The sequence below is a fragment of the uncultured Pseudokineococcus sp. genome, assembly GCF_947495735.1.
In the GTDB taxonomy this organism is placed as follows: Bacteria; Actinomycetota; Actinomycetes; order Actinomycetales; family Quadrisphaeraceae; genus Pseudokineococcus.
Genome location: NZ_CANMAA010000002.1, coordinates 25368 through 51396, shown reverse-complemented (window position 1 = coordinate 51396; position 26029 = coordinate 25368). Strand labels below are relative to the sequence as shown.

At 77.1% G+C, this 26029-nt stretch carries 27 protein-coding genes, 1 tRNA gene and 1 riboswitch; of the genes, 21 read left to right on the top strand and 7 right to left on the bottom strand.

Annotated features, from left to right (window positions below):
• Positions 1-172 precede the first annotated feature (172 nt).
• Both Q0848_RS03165 and Q0848_RS03160 read right to left on the bottom strand, forming a co-directional pair.
• Positions 173-970 carry a hypothetical protein gene (locus Q0848_RS03165; RefSeq protein ID WP_299034676.1) on the bottom strand — a complete coding sequence of 266 codons (798 nt, stop codon included), beginning with the start codon at positions 968-970 and terminating at the stop codon, positions 173-175.
• A gap of 71 nt (positions 971-1041) precedes the next feature.
• On the bottom strand, positions 1042-2136 hold the full coding sequence (locus Q0848_RS03160; protein ID WP_299034674.1) for a HoxN/HupN/NixA family nickel/cobalt transporter: 1095 nt from the start codon (positions 2134-2136) through the stop codon (positions 1042-1044).
• Between the two features lie 122 nt (positions 2137-2258).
• Here Q0848_RS03160 and Q0848_RS03155 point away from each other — a divergent pair, with 122 nt between their 5' ends.
• From Q0848_RS03155 to gcvP, 21 genes are all read left to right on the top strand, one after another.
• A complete protein-coding gene (locus Q0848_RS03155) occupies positions 2259-3161 on the top strand; it encodes an ATP-grasp fold amidoligase family protein (protein ID WP_299034671.1) in 903 nt (300 codons plus the stop codon).
• 293 nt (positions 3162-3454) lie between these two features.
• On the top strand, positions 3455-4294 hold the full coding sequence (locus Q0848_RS03150) for an AAA family ATPase (protein WP_366146401.1): 840 nt from the start codon (positions 3455-3457) through the stop codon (positions 4292-4294).
• Positions 4295-4443: 149 nt separating this feature from the next.
• Positions 4444-5355, top strand: coding sequence for a ScpA family protein (locus Q0848_RS03145; RefSeq protein WP_366146400.1), 912 nt, complete (start codon positions 4444-4446; stop codon positions 5353-5355).
• Complete coding sequence (gene scpB, locus Q0848_RS03140; RefSeq protein WP_299034662.1) at positions 5352-5945, top strand: SMC-Scp complex subunit ScpB; 594 nt, start codon at positions 5352-5354, stop codon at positions 5943-5945. The genes Q0848_RS03145 and scpB overlap by 4 nt, the downstream gene beginning before the upstream one ends.
• Positions 5942-7369: a pseudouridine synthase gene (locus Q0848_RS03135; protein ID WP_299034659.1), complete on the top strand. Its 1428-nt coding sequence runs from the start codon at positions 5942-5944 to the stop codon at positions 7367-7369. Before scpB ends, Q0848_RS03135 begins: the two co-directional genes overlap by 4 nt.
• A 163-nt stretch (positions 7370-7532) precedes the next feature.
• Positions 7533-7895 carry a chorismate mutase gene (aroH, locus tag Q0848_RS03130; protein ID WP_299034656.1) on the top strand — a complete coding sequence of 121 codons (363 nt, stop codon included), beginning with the start codon at positions 7533-7535 and terminating at the stop codon, positions 7893-7895.
• Positions 7892-9073 carry a prephenate dehydrogenase gene (locus Q0848_RS03125; RefSeq protein ID WP_299034654.1) on the top strand — a complete coding sequence of 394 codons (1182 nt, stop codon included), beginning with the start codon at positions 7892-7894 and terminating at the stop codon, positions 9071-9073. Before aroH ends, Q0848_RS03125 begins: the two co-directional genes overlap by 4 nt.
• A gap of 107 nt (positions 9074-9180) precedes the next feature.
• On the top strand, positions 9181-9966 hold the full coding sequence (cmk, locus tag Q0848_RS03120) for a (d)CMP kinase (protein WP_299034651.1): 786 nt from the start codon (positions 9181-9183) through the stop codon (positions 9964-9966).
• Positions 9963-10763 (top strand): 1-acyl-sn-glycerol-3-phosphate acyltransferase, encoded by an 801-nt coding sequence (locus tag Q0848_RS03115; RefSeq protein ID WP_299034649.1) that lies wholly within the window; start codon positions 9963-9965, stop codon positions 10761-10763. Before cmk ends, Q0848_RS03115 begins: the two co-directional genes overlap by 4 nt.
• A 2-nt stretch (positions 10764-10765) precedes the next feature.
• Positions 10766-12361: a ribosome biogenesis GTPase Der gene (gene der, locus Q0848_RS03110; protein ID WP_299034646.1), complete on the top strand. Its 1596-nt coding sequence runs from the start codon at positions 10766-10768 to the stop codon at positions 12359-12361.
• Between the two features lie 159 nt (positions 12362-12520).
• Positions 12521-12594, top strand: a tRNA-Pro gene (locus Q0848_RS03105).
• A 282-nt stretch (positions 12595-12876) separates the two neighbouring features.
• A complete protein-coding gene (locus tag Q0848_RS03100) occupies positions 12877-13518 on the top strand; it encodes a CDP-alcohol phosphatidyltransferase family protein (RefSeq protein ID WP_366146399.1) in 642 nt (213 codons plus the stop codon).
• Between the two features lie 68 nt (positions 13519-13586).
• Positions 13587-14411: a DUF881 domain-containing protein gene (locus Q0848_RS03095; protein ID WP_299034640.1), complete on the top strand. Its 825-nt coding sequence runs from the start codon at positions 13587-13589 to the stop codon at positions 14409-14411.
• Positions 14408-14740, top strand: coding sequence for a small basic family protein (locus Q0848_RS03090; protein WP_299034637.1), 333 nt, complete (start codon positions 14408-14410; stop codon positions 14738-14740). The genes Q0848_RS03095 and Q0848_RS03090 overlap by 4 nt, the downstream gene beginning before the upstream one ends.
• On the top strand, positions 14737-15618 hold the full coding sequence (locus Q0848_RS03085; RefSeq protein WP_299034634.1) for a DUF881 domain-containing protein: 882 nt from the start codon (positions 14737-14739) through the stop codon (positions 15616-15618). Before Q0848_RS03090 ends, Q0848_RS03085 begins: the two co-directional genes overlap by 4 nt.
• A gap of 160 nt (positions 15619-15778) precedes the next feature.
• The gene (gene gcvH / locus Q0848_RS03080; protein ID WP_299034631.1) at positions 15779-16192 is read left to right on the top strand and encodes a glycine cleavage system protein GcvH; all 414 of its coding nucleotides are present in this window, start codon (positions 15779-15781) and stop codon (positions 16190-16192) included.
• Between the two features lie 97 nt (positions 16193-16289).
• Positions 16290-16835 (top strand): FHA domain-containing protein, encoded by a 546-nt coding sequence (locus tag Q0848_RS03075; protein ID WP_299034628.1) that lies wholly within the window; start codon positions 16290-16292, stop codon positions 16833-16835.
• Entirely contained in the window at positions 16832-17575 is a 744-nt protein-coding gene (locus Q0848_RS03070; RefSeq protein ID WP_299034625.1) for a MerR family transcriptional regulator, read from the top strand. Before Q0848_RS03075 ends, Q0848_RS03070 begins: the two co-directional genes overlap by 4 nt.
• 75 nt (positions 17576-17650) lie before the next feature.
• Positions 17651-18175, top strand: coding sequence for a bifunctional nuclease family protein (locus Q0848_RS03065; RefSeq protein ID WP_299034622.1), 525 nt, complete (start codon positions 17651-17653; stop codon positions 18173-18175).
• Positions 18176-18382: 207 nt separating this feature from the next.
• Positions 18383-18976, top strand: coding sequence for a MerR family transcriptional regulator (locus tag Q0848_RS03060; protein WP_299034619.1), 594 nt, complete (start codon positions 18383-18385; stop codon positions 18974-18976).
• A 65-nt stretch (positions 18977-19041) separates the two neighbouring features.
• A riboswitch (glycine riboswitch) is annotated at positions 19042-19151 on the top strand.
• Positions 19152-19243: 92 nt separating this feature from the next.
• The gene (gene gcvP, locus Q0848_RS03055) at positions 19244-22195 is read left to right on the top strand and encodes an aminomethyl-transferring glycine dehydrogenase (RefSeq protein ID WP_299034616.1); all 2952 of its coding nucleotides are present in this window, start codon (positions 19244-19246) and stop codon (positions 22193-22195) included.
• 83 nt (positions 22196-22278) lie between these two features.
• Here the strand turns inward: gcvP and Q0848_RS03050 are convergent, their stop codons facing one another.
• The 5 genes from Q0848_RS03050 to sigK form a co-directional block, all read right to left on the bottom strand.
• Complete coding sequence (locus tag Q0848_RS03050; RefSeq protein WP_299034613.1) at positions 22279-23034, bottom strand: hypothetical protein; 756 nt, start codon at positions 23032-23034, stop codon at positions 22279-22281.
• Positions 23031-23993 (bottom strand): ABC transporter ATP-binding protein, encoded by a 963-nt coding sequence (locus Q0848_RS03045; protein WP_299034610.1) that lies wholly within the window; start codon positions 23991-23993, stop codon positions 23031-23033. The genes Q0848_RS03050 and Q0848_RS03045 overlap by 4 nt, the downstream gene beginning before the upstream one ends.
• Positions 23990-24358: a GntR family transcriptional regulator gene (locus tag Q0848_RS03040; protein WP_299034607.1), complete on the bottom strand. Its 369-nt coding sequence runs from the start codon at positions 24356-24358 to the stop codon at positions 23990-23992. The genes Q0848_RS03045 and Q0848_RS03040 overlap by 4 nt, the downstream gene beginning before the upstream one ends.
• A 152-nt stretch (positions 24359-24510) precedes the next feature.
• Positions 24511-25224 (bottom strand): anti-sigma factor, encoded by a 714-nt coding sequence (locus Q0848_RS03035; protein WP_299034603.1) that lies wholly within the window; start codon positions 25222-25224, stop codon positions 24511-24513.
• Positions 25224-25817: an ECF RNA polymerase sigma factor SigK gene (gene sigK / locus Q0848_RS03030; protein ID WP_366146398.1), complete on the bottom strand. Its 594-nt coding sequence runs from the start codon at positions 25815-25817 to the stop codon at positions 25224-25226. Before sigK ends, Q0848_RS03035 begins: the two co-directional genes overlap by 1 nt.
• Positions 25818-26029: the final 212 nt, after the last annotated feature.

The following is a 26029-nucleotide window of genomic DNA, read 5'->3' as shown; positions in this document are numbered from 1 at the left end:
ACGGCGATGCGGTCGCGCCCCTTGCGCCATCAGGCACGACGGGAGCGACGCCAGGAGCCCCCGCCGTCCCCCGGGCCCGGACGGCGGGCGGGGCGCCACGTCGGTCCCCTTGGCGCACGGGGAGCTGCGCCACGTCGCCGCCCACCGGTCGGAGCGGTGCTCCCACCCGGGTTCAGTGCTGGGTGATGTGGTGCACGACCAGCCCGCTGCTGCTGTCGCCCCTGTCGCCGGTGGGTGAGGTGGGGGTGAGCCAGTAGTGGACGTCGTCGGTGCCGGTCGTGGTGGTGCCGGGTCCGAGCTGGAGCAGCAGCGTCGAGGGGGATGCGGTGGCCGGGTCGGACTCGAGCAGGTCCTGGTGGGGGCGGGAGCTGGTGGGGTCGGGCCAGCCGCCGACCCGTCCGGCCAGGCCGGGTGGGGGCAGGGCGTCGGAGAGGGTCTCGAAGAGCTCGTCGGCGTCGGTGATCACCCCGCCGTCGCCGTCTTCGCCACCCCTGTCGTCCAGGGGCTCGGTGTCGGTGTCGGTGCCGGCCAGGGCTGCCATCCCGGTCAGCCCGGCCAGGGCGGGATGGCCTGGGGCACGGGTGTGCAGGTCGCGGGCGAGCAGGTCCAGGGAGTCGTAGGAGTCCTGCGCCGTGCCGGTCAGGACCACTCGGGCCAGGACGGGCACGCCCTCGGGGGAGCGGACGGTGGTGGTCGGCGTGCCGGCCGAGAGATGGACGACGAAGGTTGCCGCCGGGGCCTCCGTCGACGGCGCACCGGCGGGTGGGGCGAAGAGGACCACCTTCCCGGCGGGCCTCGCCGGGCCGTCGAGCGTGTCGGCGAGCCAGTGCCCCGCCGTCGTCACGGCGTTCGACGGGGTCGGTGCTGCGTCCGAGGGTGCCGGTGAGGGGACGGCGCGGCCGTGGCGGCGGGCGGGGTCGGCGCGGGTGTGCTGCACGTCGTGGGTCTCGCGCTCGAGGAGACGTCCCACCCGTCGCGACGGCCGCGACGCGCGGACGTGCTGCGGGCGGCTCCAGGAGCTGGGAGCCGACCTGCGGCGGGTCAGCGGGCGGCGGACCAGCGCTCCTCGAAGCGCCCGAGCCGCCAGACCGCCACGGCGACCAGCCACAGCCCCAGCGACGTGCCGACGACGACGTAGCCCACGGCGTCGAGGTCCAGCGTCCCCAGGGCGGCGAGCGGTCCGCTCGTGACGCCGAGGCGGTCCACGGCCAGCCCGGCCAGCACGACGACGCCCACGCCGAGGGCCACCACGACCGACAGCGCCGTCGTCGCGAGGTTGTAGAAGACCTTGCGGACGGGGCGCACCAGCGCCCACCCGTAGGCCCGGGCCATCAGGACGCCGTCGGCGGTGTCGAACAGGGTCATCCCCGCGGCGAAGAGGACGGGCAGCACCAGGACGGCGTACCAGGGCAGCACCGCGGCCGCCGAGCCGGCGGCGAGCACGAGCAGGGCCACCTGCGTGGCCGTGTCGAAGCCCAGCCCCATGAGCAGGCCCACCGGGTAGATGTGCGCGGGACGGCGTACCCGCCGGGTCAGCCCGCCCAGGGCGCGCGCCGCCAGCCCCCGCGAGGCCAGGTGCCGCTCGAGCGCTGCCTCGCCGTCGGCGTCCATCGGGTGGGACCTCAGCCGCCGCAGGACGCGGGCGATGCCGACGAGCGAGCCGACGTTCGCCAGGCCCAGCAGCAGCAGGAAGACGCCCGCTGCGAGCGCGCCGACGGTGCCCAGCGTCTGCTGCAGGGCCGAGTCCTGGTCCTGGACGGGGCCGGCGAGGGCGCGGACGCCGACGGCGAGCAGCAGCGCCAGCGCGAACACCACGCTGGAGTGCCCCAGGGAGAACCAGAACCCGACGCCGAGCGCCCGGCGCCCCTCGCCGACGAGCTTGCGGGTGGCGTTGTCGATGACGGCGATGTGGTCGGCGTCGAAGGCGTGGCGCACGCCGAGGAGGAAGGCGGTGACGCCGAGCCCCACGCCGAAGACGCCCTGCCCGCCGAGGTCGAGCTGCGCGGGGACGACGGCCAGCAGCAGCACGCCCCACCCGAGGAGGTTGAGCACGACCACCACGGCGACCGGGCCGGCGAGGGACACGACGTCCGAGCGGCCGAGGCCGGGGCGCGCAGCGGTGCCGGGAGAGGTCACGCCGCGAGCCTACGAGGACCCGTCCCCCCAGATCTCCGCCGCGCTGCGCCCGCGCACGGGGTGTTGACTCGCCGTCCGGTGTCGAGAGCTCGGCGCTGCCACCCCCGACCTCGGAGACCCCCGTGCGCGCGTCCAAGCTCCTCCCCGCCCCCCTGCGTCGACGCGTCTTCGACGTCCTGCCCGTGGAAGCCCGCCGCGCGCTGCTGTACCAGCGCGCGTACGGCTCCTTCCCCCGCGTGCGCCTGCCGCGGACCTTCAGCGAGAAGCTCAACTGGCGCGTCCTGCGGGACCGGCGCCCCCAGCTGGTCGAGGCCTGCGACAAGCTCGCCTCCAAGGAGGTCGCGACGGCCGCGGGGGTGGAGCCGGCTCGCACCCTGTGGTCGGGCACCGACCTCGCCGAGCTCGCGAGCGTCGACCTCGGCGAGCGCTGGGTGCTCAAGCCCAACCACCGCAGCGGGGGGATCGTCCACTTCGGCTCGGGCCGCGCGGATCCCGACGCCCTGGCGCCCGTGGTGCGGGGCTGGCTCGACGTGGGCGCCGAGGAGCTGCGCCGGGGCGAGTGGGCGTACGGGCGCGTGCGGCGCCTCCTGGTCGCCGAGGAGCGCCTCGGCACCCCCGGTGAGGACCTCGTCGACCTGAAGGTGCACGTCTTCGACGGCGAGCCCGTCCTGGTGCAGACCCACCACGACCGCTTCGAGGACCACCGCGTGCACTACTACCGGCCGGACTGGACGCCGGTCGCCGTGAACCTGCACTCGGTCGGCGAGGCGGACCTCGTGCCGCCGCCGGAGCACCTGGACGAGGTGCTGGAGGCCGCCTCCCGCCTGGGGGCCGGCTGGGACTACGCGCGCGTCGACCTCTACGACGAGCCCGAGGGCGTGCGGTTCGGCGAGCTGACCGTCTACCCCGGCAGCGGCATCACCGACTTCCGCCAGGACGCCTGGCTGGACCGCGAGCTCGGGGAGCGGTGGACGCTGCCGAGGGCCGCCGTCGCCGCCTCGACGGCCGCTCGGCGGCACGGCTAGGGTCGTCGCGCCCAGGAGGTGCGCCGACGCGACCGCGGTCCCCGCGGACGAGGTCCGCACCTGCCCGGGGCGTCCGACCACCGCACCGCCCGCACCGGGCGCGGGCCGCCGCAGGGCGCGCCCGCGCCGAAGCCCCGAGCACGGGAGAGACCGCCGTGAGCACCGACCCGAGCGCCCCGCCGACCACCGGGGCCCCCTCGGCCCCCGGCTCGCGGACGGCCCCGGCCGAGGTCCGCGCGGGCTCGGGCGCCGACGGGGTCCCCGGGCAGACGGAGCTGGACGTGCCCAGCACGATGCTGGGCCCCACCGGCCGGCCGATGCCCGACTTCCCGGTGCCGGCCCCGCTGTCCTCCCACGGACCGGCCCGCGTCATCGCCCTGTGCAACCAGAAGGGCGGCGTCGGCAAGACGACGACGACCATCAACCTCGGTGCGGCGCTGGCCGAGCTGGGCCGCCGGGTGCTGCTCGTCGACTTCGACCCGCAGGGCGCGCTCAGCGCCGGCGTCGGCGTCTCGGCGCACGACCGCGAGACGACCGTGTACACGCTGCTCGTCGACCGGCACGCGGACACCCGTGCCGCCATCGTCCCGACCCGGGTCGAGGGCATGGACGTCATCCCGGCCAACATCGACCTGTCCGCCGCGGAGGTGCAGCTCGTCTCCGAGGTCGCCCGCGAGAACCTGCTCGCGCGGGCCCTGCGCCCCGTGCTCGACGACTACGACGTCGTCCTCATCGACTGCCAGCCCTCGCTGGGCCTGCTCACCGTCAACGCGCTGACGGCGGCGCACGGGGTCGTCATCCCGCTCGAGTGCGAGTACTTCGCGCTGCGAGGCGTGGCCCTGCTCGTCGAGACCATCGACAAGGTCCAGGACCGCCTCAACCCGCGGCTGGAGGTGGACGGCATCCTCGCCACGATGTACGACTCCCGGACGCTGCACAGCCGCGAGGTCGTCGCCCGGGTCGTGGACGCCTTCGGGGACGACGTCTTCCACACCGTCGTCGCGCGGACGGTGAAGTTCCCCGACGCGACGGTGGCGGCCGAGCCGATCACCACCTACGCGAGCAACCACCCGGCGGCGGCCTCCTACCGCCAGCTCGCCCGCGAGCTCGTCGCCCGCGGCGACGCCGCCTGAGCCGGGACGTCCGCCTGACCCCGGACGCGCGCCCAGCTCCTGACGGACGCCCAGCCCCGGACGCCGGCCCGAGCGGGGACGCGGGTGCGGAGCCGACCGCCGGGGAGGCTCCGGCACCTCCTGCGGTGGCGCCCCCGGCCGACGGTGCCGTGCTCGGGCGCCGCCGTCCGGGCGGGCACCGGACGCCCTTCGAGGTGCACCTCGAGGTCTTCACCGGCCCGTTCGACCTGCTGCTCCAGCTCATCTCCAAGCACCGCCTCGACGTCACCGAGGTGGCGCTGGCGGCCGTCACGGACGAGTTCGTGGCCCACCTGCGCGCGCGCTCGGGCGAGCCCGGGACGGCGGGCGCGGGGGAGGAGTGGGACCTCGGCCAGGCGAGCGAGTTCCTCGTCGTGGCCGCCACGCTGCTCGACCTCAAGGCCGCGCGCCTGCTGCCCAGCGGCGACGTCGAGGACGCCGAGGACCTGGCGCTGCTGGAGGCCCGCGACCTCCTCTTCGCCCGGCTCCTGCAGTACCGCGCCTACAAGGACGTCTCGGCCGTCCTCGCCGAGCGCCTGGCCCGCTTCGGCGGCAGCGTCCCCCGCTCGGCCCCGCTCGAGCCGGCGCTCGCGGGCCTGCTGCCCGAGCTCGTGCTCTCGACCACGCCGGAGCAGCTGGCCGCGCTGGCCGCCGCGGCGTCCCGTCCGAGGCCGCAGCCGCCCGGCGTGGGGGTGGACCACCTCCACGGCTCGCCCGTCAGCGTGCGCGACGAGGCCCGCGTCGTGGCCGGCCGCCTGCGCCGGGAGGGCAGCGCCAGCTTCCGCGACCTGGTGCGGGACGCCGGCTCCGTCCTCGTCGTCGTCGCCCGCTTCCTCGCGCTGCTCGAGCTCTACCGCGACGGCGCCGTCGCGCTCGAGCAGGCGGACGCGCTCGGCGAGCTCTCCGTGCGCTGGGCCGGGCCGCAGGACGGCGACCTCCCGGACGTCGGCGAGGACGACGACCGGGACGACGCCGGCGAAGGGGACGACGCCGGCGCTGCGGCCCCGGCCGGTGACGGGGCGCGGGAGGATTCCTCCTCGTGAGCGAGCAGGAGCAGGTCGAGCAGCCCGACCTCGAGGAGCTGCCCGGCGGGGCGCGGGCGGCGGTCGAGGCGGTCCTCATGGTCGTCGACGAGCCCGTGGAGGAGGCCGCGCTCGCGGCGGCCGTGCGGCTGCCGGTCGAGCGCGTGCAGGAGCTGCTCGCCGAGCTCGAGCGCGAGTACGCCGAGCAGGCGAGGGGGTTCGAGCTGCGCCGCGCCGGGGCGGGCTGGCGCGTGTACAGCCGGGCGGACCTCGCGGAGGTCGTCGCCCGCTTCGTGCGCGACGGGCAGACCGCCCGCCTGACGCAGGCGGCCCTGGAGACGCTGGCGATCGTCGCCTACCGGCAGCCGGTGAGCCGCGCGCGGGTCTCCGCGGTCCGCGGGGTGGACGTCGACGGGGTCGTGCGGACCCTCGTGGCCCGCGGCCTCGTGGTCGAGCAGGGCAAGGACCCCGCCACGGGTGCGATGCTCTACGGCACGACGCCCTCCTTCCTCGAGCGGATGGGGCTGCGCAGCCTCGACGAGCTGCCGCCCCTGGCCCCGTTCCTGCCTGAGGGCGCGGACCTCGAAGACCTGACGGAAGGACTGCTGTGAGCGACGACGGACGCGGGCGCGGAGCCGGGGGCCGAGGAGGCCGCCCCGGAGGTGCCCGGGGAGCGGGCGGCGGACGCCCGTCGTCCGGGGGAGCCGGCAGGAGCGCCTCCGGCGGCGGCCGGGGAGCCCCCGGCGACGGCGGGGGCACCGGGCGCGGCGCGTCCGGTGGCCGCGGGCCGGCGAGCGGCGGCGGACGCCCCGGTGGGGGACGCGACGGCGGTCGGCCCGGCGCGAGCCGTGACGGCGCCGGGCGGCCGGACAGCCGCCGCGACGCCGGCGGTCGTCCCGGGGCTCGGCGTGACGAGGGCGGACGGCCCGGCGCGAGCCGTGACGGCGCCGGGCGCACCGGGGCCCCCGGTCGCGGTGCCCCGGCCCGTGACGGCGGCCGTGACGGGCGCGGGAGCGGGCGCGGGGGCGACCGGCGCGACGAGCGCTGGGGCGAGCGCGACGCCGCGCCGCGCCGCACGGCCGACCGCCAGCGCACGCCCGAGGAGATCGCCGAGGAGCGGCGCCGCAACCACCGCGGGCCGGGCATCGGCCGCGGCCAGCAGGGCACGAGCGGGCGCGGCGTCGCGGCGCGCGGGGCGTCGTCGCGGGGCCCCGCGGGCACCGGTCGTGCCGCGCGCGGCGGTCGGGACTGGGCCGCCCGGAGCGGTGGCACCCGGCCCGCGCCGGGCGCCTCGGCCGACGTCCACGTCGCCGACGGCGTGCGCCTGCAGAAGGTGCTCGCCCAGGCGGGTGTCGGCTCGCGCCGCACGTGCGAGGACCTGATCGCCGCCGGGCGCGTGAGCATCGACGGCGTCGTGGTGAGCGAGCTCGGGCTGCGGGTCGACCCCGAGCGCCAGGCCATCCACGTCGACGGGCTGCGCGTCGTCCTGGACGACACCAAGGTCTACCTGGCGCTGAACAAGCCGCTCGGCGTCGTCTCCACGATGTCGGACCCCGAGGGTCGCCCCTGCATCGGCGACCTGCTCGAGCAGCGGGAGCAGCGCCTCTTCCACGTCGGCCGGCTCGACGTGGACACCGAGGGCCTGATCCTCGTCACGAACGACGGCGAGCTCGCCAACCGCCTGCAGCACCCCTCGTGGGAGATCCCCAAGACCTACATGGCGCAGGTGCCCGGGCCCATCCCGCGCGAGCTCGGGCGCCGGCTGCGCGAGGGCGTCGAGCTGGAGGACGGGCCCGTGAAGGTCGACTCCTTCCGGCTCGTGGACTCCCAGCCCGGCCGCGCGCTCGTCGAGCTCGTCCTGCACGAGGGGCGCAACCACATCGTGCGCCGCCTCCTGGCCGAGGTCGGCCACCCCGTGGAGCAGCTGGTCCGGACGCGGATCGGCCCGGTCGTGCTCGGCGACATGCTCCCGGGGCGCTCTCGCCCCCTGGCCCGCCCCGAGCTGGGCAGGCTCATGGCGGACGTCGGCCTCTGACCCGGGCCGGGTCGCCGCGGCGTCCCCCGTCCGCCCAGCGGTCGGGGGAGGCCGGGACCGCAGGGGCCTGGCTAGCCTCGCCGTGCCGCCCGGGGTCCTCCACGGGCCCGGGCGGCGGACGGTGCGGGTCCCCGCCCCGGACGGGCGACGAGAGGGGTGCGCGGTGGCGGTGCGGGCGGTGCGGGGCGCGACGCAGCTGGACGTCGACGAGCGCGAGCACCTGCTGGCGTCGACGCGCGAGCTCCTGACCGCGGTGCTGGCGGCGAACCCGATGGGTCCCGAGGCCCTGATCTCGGTGGTCTTCACGGTGACGCCGGACCTGCGCTCGGAGTTCCCGGCGGTGGCGGCCCGCGAGCTGGGCCTCGGCGACGTCCCGCTGCTGTGCTGCACGGAGATCGACGTCCCCGGGGCCATGCCGCGCGTGGTCCGGCTCATGGCCCACGCCGACCTGGACGCGCCCCGCGCCGAGGTGCGCCACGTCTACCTGCGGGGGACCGTCGCGCTGCGGCGGGACATCGCCCAGTGATCCCCCGGGAGCCGGCGCACGACGAGGGCCCGGCGCACACCGAGGGGACCGTGCTCGTGGTCGGCACCGGGCTGCTCGGGGCGAGCGCGGGGCTGCGGCTGCGCGCGTGCGGCGTCGACGTCGCCCTGGACGACCCCTCGCCGACGGCGCGCGCGCTCGCCCGCGACGTGGGCGCCGGCCGCCTCGCGGGCCCGGACGAGGAGCCGTCCCTCGTCCTCGTGGCAGCCCCGCCCGACGTCACGGCGCAGGTCGTCGCCGACCAGCTGCGGGCGCACCCGGGCGCCGTCGTCACCGACGTCGCCAGCGTCAAGGGGGCCGTGCTCGACGGCGTGGCCGCGGCGCTGGCGCGCGAGGGCGCCGCGGGGGCCGCGGCGCGCTACGTCGGGGGCCACCCGATGGCCGGGCGCGAGCGCTCGGGGGCCACCAGCGCGCGCTCGGACCTGTTCACCGGGCGCCCCTGGGTGCTGGTGCCGCCCCCGGTCGTCGACGACGCCGACGGGCGCGGGCAGGAGGGGGGAGTCCGGGCCGAGGAGGCGCTGCAGCGGGTCCTCGCCCTGGTCTCGGACTGCCGCGGCGTGCCGGTCATGATGGGCGCCGCCGCCCACGACGAGGCCGTGGCCCTGGTCTCCCACGTCCCGCAGGTGGCGGCCAGCCTCGTGGCGGCGCGCCTCCTCGACGCCCGCGACGAGGCCGTCGCCCTCTCCGGGCAGGGGCTGCGCGACGTCACGCGCATCGCCGCGAGCGACCCCGCGCTGTGGGTCCAGATCCTCGGGGCCAACGCCCTCCCGGTCGCGCGGGCGCTCCACGCCCTGCGCGCCGACCTCGACGACCTCCTGGGAGCGCTCGACGCGCTCGCCGCCGACGGGGCCGCGGTGGGGGCCCGGGCGCGCGTCGCCCGCGCCATCGACGAGGGCGGCGCCGGGGTGGCGCGCGTGCCGGGCAAGCACGGGACGGCGCCGGTGCCGTTCGAGGTGGTCTCCGTCCTCGTGCCGGACGAGGCCGGCAGCCTCGCGCGCCTGTTCGCCGACGTCGGCGACATCGGCGTCAACGTCGAGGACTTCCGGCTCGAGCACGCGCCCGGTCGCCTCGTCGGCCTGGCCGAGGTGTCCGTCCTGCCGGCCGGTCGGCCGCGCCTGGAGGCCGAGCTGCCGCGCCGGGGCTGGCGCGTCGCCGGGTGACGGGAGGGCGGCCCGCGGCCAGCCACTACCCTGAGGGGGACCAGAGCCGCTGCGCGCCCGAGCGCGGGCGGGCCGGTCCCCCCGCCCGCGCCGACGTCAGGACCCGCATGCCCGCTCCTCGCCCAGCCGCCGTCGACCCCGCCGCGGTCGTCCCCGTCGTGGTGGCCGTGGACGGACCGTCGGGCTCGGGCAAGTCGAGCGTCAGCCGCGCCGTCGCGGCCCGCCTCGGCACCGCCTACCTCGACACCGGGGCCACCTACCGCGCCGTCTGCTGGTGGTGCCTCGAGCACGACGTCGACCTGGACGACCGCGTCGCCGTCGCCGAGGCCGCCCGCCAGCTCGACCTGCAGCTCGGCACCGACCCCGCGGACCCGAGCGTGCACGTCGAGGGCCGGCTCGTCACCGACGACCTGCGCGCGAGCCGCGTGTCGTCCGCCGTCAGCGCCGTCGCGACCAACCTCGACGTCCGGGCCGAGCTGCGCCGCCGCCAGCGCGAGGTCGTGGACCGGGCCCGGCAGGAGCGGGGCGTCGTCGCGGAGGGGCGCGACACCACGACCGTCGTCGTCCCCGACGCCGACGTGCGCGTGCTCCTCGTCGCCGACGAGGAGGCGCGCCTGCGCCGCCGGGCCCGGGACGTCCACGGCTCCGACGACGACGCGGCGCGCGAGCGCACCCGCGACGAGGTCCTGCGCCGCGACCGGGACGACTCCACGGTCTCGGAGTTCTCCGTGGCCGCGGACGGCGTCGTGACCGTCGACTCCTCCGAGCTCACCCTGGAGGAGACGGTCGAGGCCGTGCTGGCCCTGGTCGCCCGCGCCGTCCCCGGGGCCGTGCCGGCGGGCCTGGCGCCCGAGCGGGTCGTCGAGCGGGCCGCCCGGGCGGGAGCTCGATGAGCGGCGCCCCCGCTCCGGCCCGGCGGCCGACGTCCTCCCAGCGGGAGGTGCCCGGGACGTTCGGCCCCAAGTGGGGGAAGCCGGTCGGCTGGGTGCTGTCCCGGACGCTGTGGAGCGTGACCCGGCACGGCCTGGGCAACGTCCCCGCCGACGGGCCCGTGCTGCTCGCGAGCAACCACCTCGGCTTCCTCGACGGACCGCTCCTCATGGGCATGTCCCCCCGGGGGACCCACTTCCTCGTGAAGCAGGAGATGTTCACCGGGCCGCTGGGCGCCGTCCTGCGCGGCTGCGGGCAGATCCCGGTGGACCGCACCGGCGACCGCGGGGCGCTCGTGACGGCCGTCGCCGTGCTGCGCCGCGGCGGTGCCGTCGGCGTCTTCCCCGAGGGCACCCGGGGGCGCGGCGACGTGCGGGCGATGCAGTCCGGCGTGACCTGGCTGGCCCTGCAGACCGGCGCCCCCGTCGTGCCCGTCGCGCTGCTCGGCACCCGGGGGGCGGGCCGGTCCGGCTCGGACCTGCCGCGGCCGCGGCAGCCCGTGCACGTCGTCTTCGGCGAGCCGCTGGAGCTGCGGGCGCGGGCGGGCGTGCCCCGCCGCCACGCCCTCAAGCAGGCCACCTCGGACCTGCAGAGCGCGATGACCGCGAACGTCCACGCAGCGGTGGACCTGACGGGCATGCCGCTGCCCGACGACACCGAGCGACCCGACGACACCGAGCGACCCGACGACACCGACCGCCCCGGCGACACCGCGCGGCCGGGCGACACCGAGCGGCCCACCGGGCCCGGGAGGCCGTGACCGTGCCCCAGCAGCCCCAGGACGACGCACCCGAGGACGACGTCGTGGAGGACGACGCCCTCCAGGACGACGCCCTCCAGGACGACGTGACCCAGGACGCCCCGACCCAGGACGGCTCCGCCGAGGTCGACCCGCAGGACCCGGCCGAGCCGGGGCCGGAGGTCGTCGACGGCGTCGAGCGCACCACGGCCCTGCGCGCGGGCCTGGAGGACTACGACCTCTCCGAGGAGGACTACGCCCTCCTCGGCGTCGAGGCCGGCGACGCACCCGCGGAGCCGCCGGAGCTGCTGCCCGTCGTCGCCGTCGTGGGGCGCCCCAACGTCGGCAAGTCCAGCCTCGTCAACCGCATCCTCGGTCGGCGCGAGGCCGTGGTGCAGGACGTGCCCGGCATCACGCGCGACCGCGTCAGCTACCCCGCGGAGTGGACGGGGCGCCGCTTCATGCTCGTGGACACCGGCGGCTGGGAGAAGGACGCGACCGGGCTGGACGCCCGGGTGGCGGCCCAGGCGGAGGTGGCGATCGAGCTGGCCGACGTCGTCGTCTTCGTCGTCGACGCCACGGTCGGCGCGACCGGCACCGACGAGGCCGTGGTGCGGCTGCTGCGGCGCTCCGGCAAGCCGGTCGTCCTGGCGGCCAACAAGGTCGACGACCAGCGCGGCGAGGCCGACGCCGCCCTCCTGTGGTCGCTCGGGCTCGGCGAGCCGTACCCGGTGTCCTCGGTGCACGGCCGCGGCTCCGGCGACCTGCTCGACGCCATCCTCGACGCCGTCCCCGAGGAGGTGCTGGCGGCGCGCCAGCGCCCGTCCGGCCTGCGCCGCGTCGCCCTGCTCGGGCGTCCCAACGTCGGCAAGTCGAGCATGCTCAACAAGCTGACGGGCAGCGACCGCGTCGTCGTCGACGCGACGGCGGGCACGACGCGCGACCCCGTCGACGAGGTGGTCGACCTCGGCGGCCGCGAGTGGCAGTTCGTCGACACGGCCGGCATCCGCCGCCGCGTCCACCAGTCCAGCGGCGCCGACTTCTACGCGTCCCTGCGCACGCAGGCCGCGCTGGAGAAGGCCGAGGTCGCCGTCGTCCTGGTGGACGGGTCGGAGACGCTCACCGAGCAGGACACGCGCATCATCTCGATGGTGGTCGAGGCCGGCCGGGCGCTCGTGCTGGCGGTCAACAAGTGGGACCTGCTCGACGAGGAGCGCCGCCACTACCTCGAGCGCGAGCTCGAGCGCGACCTCGTGCAGGTCCAGTGGGCCCCGCGCGCCAACGTGTCGGCGCGCACCGGCCGCCACCTCGACCGCCTCGTCCCCGCGATCGACGTCGCGCTCGACTCCTGGGACACGCGCGTGCCCACGGGCAGGCTCAACAGCTTCCTGGGCCAGGTCGTCGCCGAGCACCCGCACCCGGTGCGCGGGGGCAAGCAGCCGCGGATCCTCTTCGGCACGCAGCCCTCGACCCAGCCGCCGCGCTTCGTCATCTTCGCCTCCGGCTTCCTCGAGGCCGGCTACCGCCGCTTCCTCGAGCGCCGGCTGCGCGAGGAGTTCGGCTTCGAGGGCTCCCCGATCGAGCTGAGCGTCCGCGTGCGGGAGCGCCGCCGCCGCTGACGCAGCAGCCCGGCCGCGCCGACGGGGCGCGGCCCCGGGCACCCGTCGTCCCGCCTCGCGGGGGCGGAGGGCAGCGCCTGCGGTGCGGTAGTGTCTGCGGCGCCGCGGCAGTCCGGTGGCGCCCGTCCGCGGGCGCCGGACGGGGAGCCGTCGGCAGCTCGGGATGTGGCGCAGCTTGGTAGCGCACTTGACTGGGGGTCAAGGGGTCGCAGGTTCAAATCCTGTCATCCCGACGCACAGGCCCTGGTGGGAGCACGAATCCCACCAGGGCCTTCGTCGTCTCCGGAGCAGGGGCCCTGGTGGGAGCGCGACTCCCACCAGGGCCTTCGTCGTCTCCGGAGCAGGGGCCCTGGCGGGGCAGGACCCGGGGGCGCTGAGCCCCCGTAGGCTGGCCCGTGGCAGCGGGACGTCGTCCCGAGCGGTCGGCAGGGGAGGTGCGCGTGGCGGGCACGAGCGACCCACGGCGCAGCAGCGGCGGCGGCTCGCCGGCCCTCAGGGGATCCACGTCGGACGAGATGGACACCGACGAGGTCTTCACGATCCCCAACGCGATCTCCTTCGCGCGACTGCTCCTCGTGCCCGTCTTCGCCGTCCTCATCGCGACCGAGCGCGACGGCTGGGCGCTGGCGGTGCTCTTCGTGTCGGGCGCCTCGGACTACCTCGACGGCTACCTGGCGCGCCGGTGGCACCAGACCTCGCGGCTCGGGCGCGTGCTCGACCCGGCGGCCGACCGCCTGTACATCGCGGTGACGCTGGTGGGCCTCGCCTGGCGCGACATCGTCCCGTGGTGGCTCGTCGCGCTCATCGCGCTGCGCGACGTCGTCCTGGGCCTGACGGTCCCCGTCCTGTCCCGGCACGGGTACGGCACGCTCGAGGTCCACTACCTCGGCAAGGCGGCGACCTTCTGCCTCCTCTACGCCTTCCCCCTCATCCTGCTGGGCCAGGTGGCCGCGGGCGTCGGGGCGGTGGCGGAGCCGCTGGGGTGGGCCTTCGCGTGGTGGGGGACGGGCCTGTACTGGTGGGCCGGCCTCCTCTACGTCCACCAGGTCCGCCTCCTGGTCCGCGACGACGCAGCCCGGGCGCGGGCCGGTCTCCCGACCGCCGCCTCCGGCCCGTCCTCGGGCGAGAGCTCGTCGACAGCGCGGGCGGACGCGTGAGCCCCTCCGGCCCGGCGGCCTCGCCCCGCCCGACCTCCCCCCGGCCGTCCGGACGCCCGGACGCCTCGATGACCCTCCTGCGGGAGGTGATGGAGCGGCCGCTGGACCCCAGCTACGCCGCGGCGACCGCCGCCCGTCGCGCCGGGCTCTCCTCCGCGCCCACCTGGTCGCGGCGGACGACCACGGTGGCGCTGGGCCTGCTGGCCGGGCTCGTGGCCGTCGTGGGCGTCGTGCACCTGCGGGCGCCCGGCGCCGAGCGCACCACGGTCGCCCTGCGCGAGGAGGTCGAGCAGCGCCAGGAGGAGGTCGACGCCCTCGCCGCGTCGGTCGAGGTCGTGCGCGGCCGGGTCGTCAGCGCGCAGGACGCCGTGCTCGGCCCCGTCGGGGCCGAGCTGGGCGAGACGGCCGAGAGCCTGGGCGTGCTCACGGGCAGCGCGCCCGTGAGGGGCCCGGGGCTGCGGGTGGTCGTGGACGACGCGCCGTCGACCGGTGCGGACGCGTCCGGCTCGCCGCGCACGGACGCGGCTGCCGACGCCGGCCGCGTGCGCGACCGGGACCTCCAGGTCGTCGTGAACGGCCTGTGGGAGGCCGGGGCCGAGGCGGTGGCCGTCGGGGGCCAGCGCCTCACGGCGAGGACGGCCGTCCGGGGGGCGGGGGAGGCCGTGCTCGTGGGCTACCAGCCCCTCGCCCCGCCGTACGCGGTCGAGGCCGTGGGGGACCCGGACGACCTGGCGACGGGCTTCGCCCGCTCGGCCGGCGGCCGGTACGCCGCGGGCCTCGCGGACTACGGCATCTCCGTGGAGGTCGACGAGGCCGAGGAGCTGCACCTGCCCGCGGCGCCGGGCGTGCGCCCGGAGACCGCCCGGGTCCTCGAGGAGGAGGAGGGGTCGTGATCGCCGTCCTGGGGCTCGTCGTCGGCGTCGTGCTGGGCCTGGTGCTGCAGCCGACCGTGCCCGCCGTCGTCCAGCCGTACCTGCCGATCGCCGTGGTGGCGGCGCTGGACGCCGTCTTCGGCGGCCTGCGCGCCGTCCTGGACGGTGTCTTCGACGACCGGGTCTTCGTCGTCTCCTTCCTGTCCAACGTCGTCGTGGCCGCGCTGGTGGTCTACCTCGGCGACCAGCTCGGCGTCGGCGCCCAGCTGTCCACGGGCGTCGTCGTCGTGCTCGGGATCCGCATCTTCTCCAACGCCGCCGCCATCCGGCGGCACCTGTTCCGCGCATGAGCTCTCCCGAGGAGCCCGGTCGCGACGCGCCGGCGGCCGAGACGTCCCGTGCGGACGAGCCGGACGGGGCGCGCGCCGACGGGCCGGGCGGGCGAGGCGCCGAGGACCGGGCGTGGGCGCCCGCCGGCGTCGCGTCGGCCCAGGACGTCCGCCGTCGGCTCGCGGCGGCCCTGCGGCCGCGGGCGACGCGCGGCCAGCTCTTGGCCGGGGCGCTGTGCGCCGCCCTCGGCTTCGCGCTGGTGGTCCAGCTGCAGGCGACGCAGGAGAGCGGGCTCACGCAGCTGCGCGAGCCCGACCTCGTGCGCGCGGTCGACGACCTGGGCGACCAGCGCCAGCGCCTGACCACCGAGTACGGCGAGCTCCTCGCGACCCAGCAGGCCCTGGAGGCCGAGGGGGACCAGCGCCAGGAGGCCCTGCGGTCGGCGGAGCAGGCCCGGGACGCCCAGGTGCTCCTGGCCGGCACGGCGCCGGCGGTCGGCCCGGGCGTCACGGTCAGCGTGCTGGACCCGGACGCCCGCCTCACCGCCATCCGCGTGCTCGGGACGGTCCAGGAGCTGCGCGACGCCGGCGCCGAGGTCCTGTCGGTCGGGGACGCCCGCGTGGTGGCCTCGACCGCGTTCACCGACGCCGCGGGCGGTCTCGAGGTGGACGGCACCCCGGTCACGTCGCCCTTCACCATCCGCGCGATCGGCGACCCGGCGCGGCTCGAGGCGACGATCGGCATCCCCGGCGGCGTCCTGGACCTGCTGGAGAACCAGGGCGCGACGGTGCTGGTGCAGCGCCAGGACGAGGTCCGCATCACCGCCGTCGCCGAGGCCCCGCAGGCGCGGGTGGCCGAGCTCGACCCCGATCCGGAGGCCGCGGGCGACGGAGGCTGAGCCCGCGGCGGCCGAGCGCTCCGGCCGCGGCGCGCGGGTCGCCGGGCGCGGCCCCCGCCGCCCCGCTCGGCTGGCATGATCGGCACCGCCCGACCCGCACGCCGCGGCGCCCGCCGCCGCGCGCCGTCCCGCGCACCAGCGCGCCGACCCCAGGAGCACCGTGGCCGACGACACCCCCTCGGAGGGCACCTCCGAGCTCCCCTCCGCGCTGCGCTACACGGCCGAGCACGAGTGGGTCCGCCCGCCGGACGCCGACGGCGTCGTGCGGGTCGGCATCACCGCCTACGCCCAGGACGCCCTGGGCGACGTGGTCTTCGTCCAGCTGCCGGACGCGGGGTCCTCCGTCGAGGCCGGCGCGAGCATCGGCGAGGTCGAGTCCACCAAGAGCGTCAGCGAGGTCTACGCCCCACTGACGGGCGTCGTCCGCGCCGTGAACGAGGCCCTGGAGGCCAACCCCGAGCTCGTCAACAGCGCCCCCTACGGCGAGGGCTGGATGTTCGAGCTGGAGGGCGTGGACGCGGCGGCGGTCGACGCCCTGCTCGACGCCCGGGCGTACCGGTCGATCACCTCCTGAGCGGGCGCCCGCGGCGGCGGCCACCAGTAGGGTCGGCCATCCCGGAGCGGGTCGTGACGCGCAGCGAGCGCTCCGTCGAGCACGCAGAGGAGAGGCGATGAGCACGCAGGACGTCGGGCCGCAGGACGCGGACGGCCCGCGGGAGGGCACCACCCGGTCCGCCGGCTCCCACGACACCACGTCGAGCCACGTGCTCCCCGACCTCGGCGGGGCGCCGGAGGGCGTCGCGGACCGCGACACGGCGGCCCACGACGACGCCCCCGTGGTCGGCCTGACCACGGACGAGCAGTCCGCCGTCGCGGCCCTGCCGCCGGGCTCGGCCCTCCTCGTGGTCCAGCGGGGCCCGAACCAGGGCGCCCGCTTCCTCCTCGACGCGGGCCGCACGACGGCCGGTCGCAACCCGGACAGCGACATCTTCCTCGACGACGTGACGGTCTCCCGGCGGCACGCGGAGTTCCTCCGCGAGGGCTCCGGGCCGGCCACGCGCTTCCTCGTGCGCGACGCCAGCAGCCTCAACGGCACCTACGTCAACCGCGAGCGGGTCGACGAGGTGGGGCTGTCGGCCGGGGACGAGGTCCAGGTGGGCAAGTACCGCCTGGTCTTCCACCCCTCCGCGGGCGACGACGCGGGTGCGGGGGCGTGAGCGCGACCTCCCCCCGCCCCAGCGCCGCCGTCGGCGGCGGTCGGCCCGGGCGGCTGCTCAGCATCGGCGAGGTCCTCGGCGAGCTGGTCGGCGACTTCCCCGAGATCTCCCACTCCAAGATCCGCTTCCTCGAGGAGCGGGGGCTCGTGGAGCCCCAGCGCACGGCGTCCGGCTACCGGAAGTTCTCCACCGCGGACGTCGAGCGGCTGCGCCTGGTGCTGGAGCTCCAGCGCGACCGGTACATGCCGCTGAAGGCCATCGCCGAGCACCTCGACGCCCTGGACCGCGGCCTGCAGCCGCCCGCGCCGGCGGGGGCGCCGCTCATGGCGCCCCAGGCGGTCGCGGACCCGGCCCCGTCGCGGCTCGCCCCGTCGCCGCGGCTGCGGCTGCGGCGCTCGGAGCTGCGCGAGGCGGCCGGGGTCGGCGAGCAGCTGCTGGCCGACCTCGAGGGCTACGGCCTCGTCGTGGCCGAGGACGGCCACTTCGGCGCCGACGACCTGGAGGTCGCGCGAGCGGCCGGCGAGCTGGCCGCCTTCGGGATCGAGGCCCGGCACCTGCGGGCCTTCCGGACGGCCGCGGAGCGCGAGCTCGGCCTCGTCGAGCAGGTGGTCGTCCCGCTGCGCCGCCACCCCTCCCCGGGTGCTGCGGGCCGCGCGGCCGACGCCGCGTCCGAGCTCGCCGCGCTGTGCCTGCGCCTGCACACCTCGCTCGTGCGGGCCGGGCTCGACCGCCTCACCTGAGCGCGCGTCGTCCCACCCCGCGCGAGACGGGTCCCCGATCCGCCGCCCGTCGCGGACGGGGCTACCGTGGCGCTCGTGCGCGAGCTCGAGGTCGTCGGAGTCCGGGTCGAGATGCCGTCCAACCAGCCGATCGTCCTGCTGCGGGAGGCGGAGGGGGAGCGGTACCTGCCGATCTGGATCGGCGCGCCCGAGGCGAGCGCCATCGCCTTCGCCCAGCAGGGCGTGGTGCCGCCCCGCCCGCTGACGCACGACCTCCTCAACGACGTCATCGGCGCCCTGGGCCGCGAGCTCGAGCAGGTCCGCATCGTGGCCGTGCGCGACAACGTCTTCTACGCCGAGCTCGTGCTCTCCGGCGGTGTCGTGGTGAGCGCCCGCTCCTCCGACGCCATCGCCCTGGCCCTGCGGGCGGGCTGCTCCATCCTCGGCGCCGACGAGGTCCTCGAGTCCAGCGCCGTGGGCGTGCCCGAGGAGGAGGGCGAGGCCGAGGACGAGGTCGAGCGGTTCCGCGAGTTCCTCGACCAGGTCAGCGCCGAGGACTTCGAGTCCTCCGAGGGCGACGACCCGGACGACCCGAGCGGTCCCGGCGGCGCCCGACCGTGAGGGTCCCCACGTCCGCGGCGGACCGTCGACCTCAGGTGGAGGGTTCGCTCCCGCGACACGCCGGGGCGCCCGGGCGCCCGGTCGTTGACCCGGGTGGGGGCCCTGCGTACGTTCGGTCGCACACGACGTCCGCGGCGGGCCCCGAGCCCCGACGCTCGAGCCTCGAGCAGCCGGCCCCGCGCCGCAGGACCCGCGATGGAGGCCGGTGTGAGCACCACGGGTGACGCGAGCGGAGCGGCGCCTCGCCGTCCCGCGCCCCGGGCGGCGCAGGGCGTCCTCTTCTCGGAGGACCTCCCCGTCCTCGACGACGAGGTCGGCTACCGCGGCGTCACGGCGTGCCGCGCCGCCGGCATCACCTACCGCCAGCTCGACTACTGGGCCCGCACCGGCCTCGTCGAGCCGGGCGTGCGCCCGGCCACCGGCTCGGGCACCCAGCGCCTCTACGGCTTCCGCGACATCCTCGTCCTCAAGGTGGTCAAGCGGCTGCTGGACACCGGCGTCTCGCTGCAGCAGATCAGGGCGGCCGTCGGCGCGCTCCGCGAGCGCGGGGTCGAGGACCTCGCGCAGATCACGCTCATGAGCGACGGGGCCAGCGTCTACGAGTGCACCTCCGCCGACGAGGTCATCGACCTCGTCCAGGGCGGCCAGGGCGTGTTCGGCATCGCCGTCGGCCGGGTCTGGCGCGAGGTCGAGGGCACCCTCGCCTCGCTGCCGGGCGAGCGCGCCGACGAGGGCGCGGAGGCGGCCGTCGAGCCCGCGGACGAGCTGTCCGCGCGCCGGGCCGCCCGTCGCACGGGCTGAGCCGCCGGCGCCGCGCAGCGCGGGCCGACCGACCGGTGCTGCCGGGGTAGCCTGGCCGCGCTGATCGACCCCGCGCGGGAGAGTCCCCGCACCCGCCGCCCACCGGCGCGGGGAGTGGGGCGCCGAAGGGGCAACCTCCCCGGAACCTCTCAGGCGCCAGGACCGCGCGGGCAGGCATCTCTGGAGCCGAGGGCGACAGAGGGGGAGCCCCGCCCACCGGCGGGGACGCCGTCCGCGCCGCGCGCGCCGACACCCCCGGAGCCGTCGATGACCACGCCCGTCGACCGAACGCCCGCCACCAGTCCTCTCGAGGACGCCCCCGACGGGCCCGGCGAGCTCCTGCGCACCGGCACCTCCGGTGCGGCGGCCTTCGCCGACCGGCACGTCGGCCCCTCGGCGGACGAGGTGCGCCAGATGCTCGCCGTCGTCGGCCAGCCGTCGCTGGAGGCGCTCGTGGACGCCGCCGTGCCGGCGTCCATCCGCAGCGACCGGCCGCTGGACCTGCCGGCGGCCGGCAGCGAGCCCGAGGTCACCGCACGGCTGCGGGCCGTCGCCGACCGCAACACCGTGCGGCGCTCGATGATCGGCCTGGGGTACTCGGGCACCGTCACGCCGCCGGTGATCCGCCGCAACGTGCTCGAGGACCCGTCCTGGTACACGGCGTACACGCCCTACCAGCCGGAGATCTCCCAGGGCCGGCTCGAGGCCCTCCTCAACTTCCAGACCGTCGTCGCCGACCTCACCGGCCTGGCGCTGGCCAACGCCTCGATGCTCGACGAGTCCACGGCCGCCGCGGAGGCGATGACGCTCCTGCGCCGCAGCAGCCGGGCGCCGAAGGACGCGGCGTTCGTCGTCGACGCCGACGTGCTGCCGCAGACGCTCGCCGTCCTGCGCACCCGGGCCGAGGCCATCGGGATGCCCGTGGTGGTCCACGACACCCGCGAGGGTCTGCCCGAGGGAAACCTCTTCGGCCTGCTGCTGCAGCACCCCGGCGCCTCCGGCGTCGTGCGCGACGACGCGGCGCTCGTCGAGGAGGCCCACGCCCGTGGTGCGCTCGTCGCCGTCGCGGCGGACCTGCTGGCGCTGACCCTGCTGCGCCCCCCGGGTGAGATCGGCGCCGACGTCGCCGTCGGCACCAGCCAGCGCTTCGGCGTCCCCATGGGCGGCGGGGGGCCGCACGCGGGCTACATCGCGGTCCGCGAGGGCCTGCAGCGCACCCTGCCCGGGCGCCTCGTCGGCGTCAGCAAGGACGCCGACGGCAACCCCGCGTACCGGTTGGCGCTGCAGACCCGCGAGCAGCACATCCGCCGGGAGAAGGCGACGAGCAACATCTGCACCGCGCAGGTGCTGCTGGCCGTGATCGCGAGCATGTACGCCGTCCACCACGGCCCCGACGGCCTGCGGCGGATCGCCACCGCGGTGCACGAGCGGGCCGTCGAGGTGGGCCGGCAGGTGCGCGCCCGCGGGCTCGAGGTGGTGCACGCCGACGTGTTCGACACCGTCCTCGTGCGGGTGCCGGGCGAGGCCGACGCCGTGGTCGCCCGGGCGCGGGAGGCCGGCTACTGGCTGCGCCGCGTCGACGGCGACGTGGTCGGCCTGTCCTGCGACGAGACGACGACGCCCGCGGACGTCGAGGCCGTGATCGCCTGCTTCCCGTCGGCGGGGGAGGCGGTCGACGGCGCCGAGGTGTCGCTGCCGGCGGCGCTGCGCCGCACCAGCGGGTACCTGACGCACCCGGTCTTCGCGCTGCACCGCAGCGAGACGGCGATGCTGCGCTACCTCAAGCGCCTCTCCGACGCCGACTACGCGCTGGACCGCGGGATGATCCCGCTGGGCTCCTGCACCATGAAGCTCAACGCGACCGCCGAGATGGAGCCCATCAGCTGGCCGGCCTTCGCCGACACCCACCCCTTCGCGCCGGCCGAGGACCTCGCCGGCACCGCCCAGCTCGTGGCCGAGCTGGAGGCGCAGCTGGCCGAGATCACCGGGTACGACGCCGTGAGCCTGCAGCCCAACGCCGGCAGCCAGGGCGAGCTGGCCGGCCTGCTGGCCATCCGCGCCTACCACCGCAGCCGGGGGGACGAGGCCCGCACGGTCTGCCTCATCCCGACGTCGGCGCACGGCACGAACGCCGCCAGCGCCGTCATGGCCGGGCTGCGCGTGGTGACGGTGGCCACGGCGCCGAGCGGTGACGTGGACCTGGACGACCTCGAGGCCAAGGTCGCCCAGCACGGCGAGCAGCTGGCCGCGGTGATGGTGACCTACCCGTCCACGCACGGGGTCTTCGAGGACGGCATCACGCGGCTGTGCGAGGTCGTGCACGCCGCGGGGGGCCAGGTGTACGTCGACGGCGCCAACCTCAACGCGCTCGTCGGCGTCGCGCGCCCGGGGGAGTTCGGCGCCGACGTCTCCCACCTCAACCTGCACAAGACCTTCTGCATCCCGCACGGCGGCGGCGGTCCGGGCGTCGGCCCGGTGGCGGCGCGCGCGCACCTGGCGCCGTTCCTGCCGTCGGCCGAGGTCGCCGGCGGGGTCAGCGCGGGCACGACGGACGCCGGGGGCACCGGTCCCGGGGGCGTCGGTCCCGTCTCGGGGGCGCCGTTCGGGTCCGCGGGCATCCTGCCGATCTCGTGGACGTACCTGGCCCTCATGGGGCCCGACGGGCTCGTGCGCGCCACCCAGGCGGCGCTGCTGACGGCCAACTACGTCGCGGCCCGGCTGCGCGAGCACTACCCCGTGCTCTACACGGGCGGCAGCGGCCTCGTGGCCCACGAGTGCATCCTCGACCTGCGGCCCCTGACCGCCGCCACCGGCGTCACGGTGGACGACGTCGCCAAGCGCCTCGTCGACCACGGCTTCCACGCGCCGACGATGTCGTTCCCCGTCGCCGGGACCCTGATGGTCGAGCCGACGGAGAGCGAGGACCTCGCCGAGCTCGACCGCTTCTGCGACGCGATGATCGCGATCCGCCGCGAGGTGGAGGAGGTCGAGGAGGGGCGCTGGTCGGTGGAGGACTCGCCGCTGCGGGGCGCGCCGCACACCGCGGCCATGCTCGTGGGGGAGTGGGACCGCGCCTACGACCGGGCGACCGCCGTCTACCCCGCCGGCGTCACGCCGCAGCGCAAGTACTGGCCGCCGGTGCGCCGCATCGACGGCGCCTACGGCGACCGCAACCTCGTCTGCTCCTGCCCGCCGGTCGAGGAGCTCGCCGGGCTCTGACGCGGGCGACCACGACGACGGGGACCGGCGCCGGCCGGTCCCCGTCGTCGTCCTGGTGCGGTCGCGCTGGCTCGTCGCGGTGGTCAGCGCACCGCGGCGCGGCGCAGGGCCAGGGTCTGCACGAGCGCGCACAGGGCGATGACCCCGACGGCGAGCACGGCGAGCCACCACAGCCGGAACGCGTCCGCGGCCTCGACCACCTCCGGGACGACGAGGGCGGCCGCGAGGGCGAGGACGAGCACGACCCCGACTCCGGCGGCGAAGGTCACCCGCGGGCCGTGGCGCACCCACACGGCCGCGAAGGCGCCCCCGACCGACAGCGCGACCAGCTGGCCGAGGAACAGGATCGCCACGAGCCGCACCGGGTCACCGCCGCCGAGGAAGAGGCTGTCGAGCAGGTGCAGGCCCGTGAACCACCGGTCGGTCAGGTGCTCCAGGCCGAGCAGCGCCAGGGCCACCAGCGTGACGTGCGCCGACACCAGCACGTGGTGGGCCGCGGTGCCCGCCGTGAAGGCGGCCCGGGTGCTCCCGAGCGTCAGGGCCAGCGGGAACGTCGTGGCCACGGACTGGACGCCGTTGTAGACCATGTACCCGACCAGCCACCACAGCACGAGCTGCAGGCCCCGGCTGACCTCGACCCACGTGCCGGAGCCCTCGGGTGTCGCGCGCCAGACGACGAGCGCGACGAGCGCGGTGACGAGGAGCGCGGTCGCCAGGACCACCAGCGGGGAGCCGAAGGTCTCGAAGCGCTTGGTCGTCTGCAGGCGCAGGACGGCGAGGGCGGAGGCCCCGGGGCCGTGCGTCGCGCGACCGGCGCGGGGGGCGGTGGCGGTGGTCATCGAGACGCTCCGGAGACGGTGGTCGCGGACGGGGCGGGGGCGGTGACGGCGGCCTCGGGGGACGGCGGGTCCCCCGCGCCGAGGGCGGCGACGAGCTCCTGCAGGCCGGCGGGGCGGACCTGGAGCCCGGCGGCGCCCGCCGACCGGGTCGCGGCCGCGGTGGCCGGGCCCTCCAGCACGACCTCGGCGAAGCCCCCCACGCGGCGCGAGGCGAGCGTCCGGGAGCCCGCCGTCGCGCGCTCGACGGCCTCCGCGGGCCCGAGCACCACGTGCGCGCGCTCGCGGGCCTCGTCGACGTCGGCGTCGAGGACCAGCCGCCCGCGGTCCAGGACGAGGACGCGGTCGAGGGCGCCCTCCATCTCGTCGACGAGGTGCGTGGACAGGACGACCGTCCGGGGGTGCTCGGACATCTCGCGCACGAGGAGCTCGCGGAAGTGGGCCCGCGCGGTGGCGTCCAGGCCGAGCGTCGGCTCGTCCAGGATCGTCACGGGGGCGCGGGCCGCGAGGCCGAGCAGGACGCCGAGGGCGGAGCGCTGCCCGCGGGAGAACTTCTTCACCGGGGGCTTGGCCGGGATCCGGAAGCGCTCGACCACCTCCGCGGCGAGCGCTGCGTCCCAGGCCGGGTGGAAGAGGGGGCCGACGCGCAGCACGTGCGCGAGGTGGAAGTCGTCGGGGTAGCGCTGGTCGTCGCGCACGAGCAGGGAGGTGCCCGCGGCGCGCGGGTTCTCGAAGGGCTGCTCGCCCAGCACCTCCACCGTCCCGGCGTCGGGGCGGTCGTGCCCGGCGAGCAGCGACAGGAGCGTGGTCTTGCCCGCCCCGTTGCGCCCGAGCAGGCCGCACACGCGGTCCCGGGGGACGTCGAGGGTGACGTCGTCGAGGGCGGCGGTGCCGGCGAAGCGCCGGGAGGCGCCGCGGACCCGGACGGCCGGGCCGCTCCGGGCGGCGGTGGTCGTGCTCATCGGAGTCCCTCCTGGTCGAGCTGGTCGATGAGGCGGTGCACGTCGTCGAGCTCCAGCCCGAGCGACCGGGCCTCCTCGACGAGGGGGCGCACGTACGTGGCGGCGAGCTCGGTGCGCCGTCGGGCGACGAGGCGCTCGCGCGCCCCCTCGCTGACGAACATGCCGAGCCCGCGGCGCTTGTGGAGGACGTCGTCGGCCACGAGCAGGGCCAGGCCCTTGCCGACCGTCGCGGGGTTGATGCGGTGCAGCACGGCCAGCTCGGTGGTGGAGGGCACCTGCGCGCCCTCCGGGAAGGTGCCGGCGACCACGCCGTCGGCCACCTGCTGGGCGATCTGCTGGAAGAGGGGTCTGCCGTCGTCGAGCATCTGGCTCCTTGGTTCGCTACTCGACTCATGAACCAGCACGGTGGGCGCGCGTCAAGGGGCGGCGGGGACGTCGCGGCCGGATCTCGAGCCGGACGCATGAGACCGCCGCACCCCGGGCGGGGGTGCGGCGGTCTCGGTGGCGGGGCGGCGGGTCAGGTCTCGACGTGGGCGAGGACCTCGCTGGTGGGCTGCTCGGAGCCGCCGACGGGCTCCTCGCTGATGCCCAGCACGGCGCCGGGCTCCCAGTCGCCGACCTCGCCGACGAAGCTGCCGTCGGGTCCCTGCTCCAGGAAGCCGGCCGGCACGGGGTCGGCGGAGCCCTCCACCGACCAGAGCTGGTACACGCGGTCCTCCGCCGGCTCGGGGACGCCCTCGCCCACGACGACGTACTCGCCGTCGACCTCGAGCAGCGCCGCGGTGCCGCCGGCGAAGTCGCCCGCGGCCACCAGCGCGGGCCGCGCGTCCTCGCCCCCCAGGACGAGCGCACCGAGGCCGATGCACCCGGCGAGGAGCACGCCGCAGGCGGCGGCGAGGAGGCGGACCGCGCCGCGGCTCGCCGGCCGCTGGTGGCGCGCCGGCCCGCCCGAGGCCGCCGCGGGGGCCGCCTGCCGGGTCCGGGAGACCTCGTCGAGCACGCGAGCCCGCAGGGCCGTCGGCGCCGGGGCGGCGGCGGCCACGGCCAGCCGGGAGGCCGTCTCGGCGAAGGTGACGTGCTCGGCCGCAGCGTCGGCGTCCGTGCGCAGCAGGCGCTCCACGCGGGCCCGCTCCACGTCGTCGACGGCGTCGAGGGCGTACGCGGCGAGGAGGTCGCGGGTGCCGGGGTCCTCGCCGGACCGGCGGGCCCCCGAGGGCGGGATGATCGTCATCACGCCACCACGCCCATCTCGTCGCGGAGGCGGATGAGGCCGTCCCGCAGACGCGTCTTGACCGTGCCGAGGGGGATCCCGAGGATCTCCGACACCTGCCGGTGGGTGTACCCGCCGTAGTAGGCGAGCTCGACCGACTCCCGCTGGAGGTCGGTGAGGACGTCGAGGGAGCGGCGCACCTGCTCCGCCTCGAGGCGGTGCTCGACCTCCTCGGAGACGACGTCGAAGGCGCGGGCGGTGTCGCGGGCCGCGACGCGGTCCTCGCGGTCCGTGCTGGCCTGGGCGGAGCGCACGCGGTCGACGGCCCGGCGGTGCGCGACCGTCAGCACCCAGCCGCGGGCGCTCCCGCGGGAGGCGTCGTAGCGGGGCGCCTGCTTCCAGATCTCCACCATGACCTCCTGGGTGACCTCCTCGGACTGCGCGGGGTCGCGCAGGACCCGCAGGACGACGCCGTAGACGGGCCCGACGACCGCGTCGTAGAGCGCCTCGAACGCCTGCTCGTCGCCGCGCGCGACGCGGCGCAGGAGGGCGCCGAGCGCGTCGGCCGCCGTCTCCGGCTCCGGCTCGCGGGAGCGACGGCGCTCCGGCCTCAGGAAGGACACCTCGCGCACTCTGCCACCCTCCCGACGCGACCAGCGGCAGCGCCGCCCCGGTCGGCCCGTGGTGGACCGCTCCGACGCCGGGGGTTCGCCCCCGGGCGCCCTCCGGGATTGGACGCCGGGTCCTCGGGCACCGGGACCACCCGTCCGGGTGAGACGCCCGGGCCCCGCGCTCGAGCGCGGAGGCCCGGCGCGGTGCGGGCGCC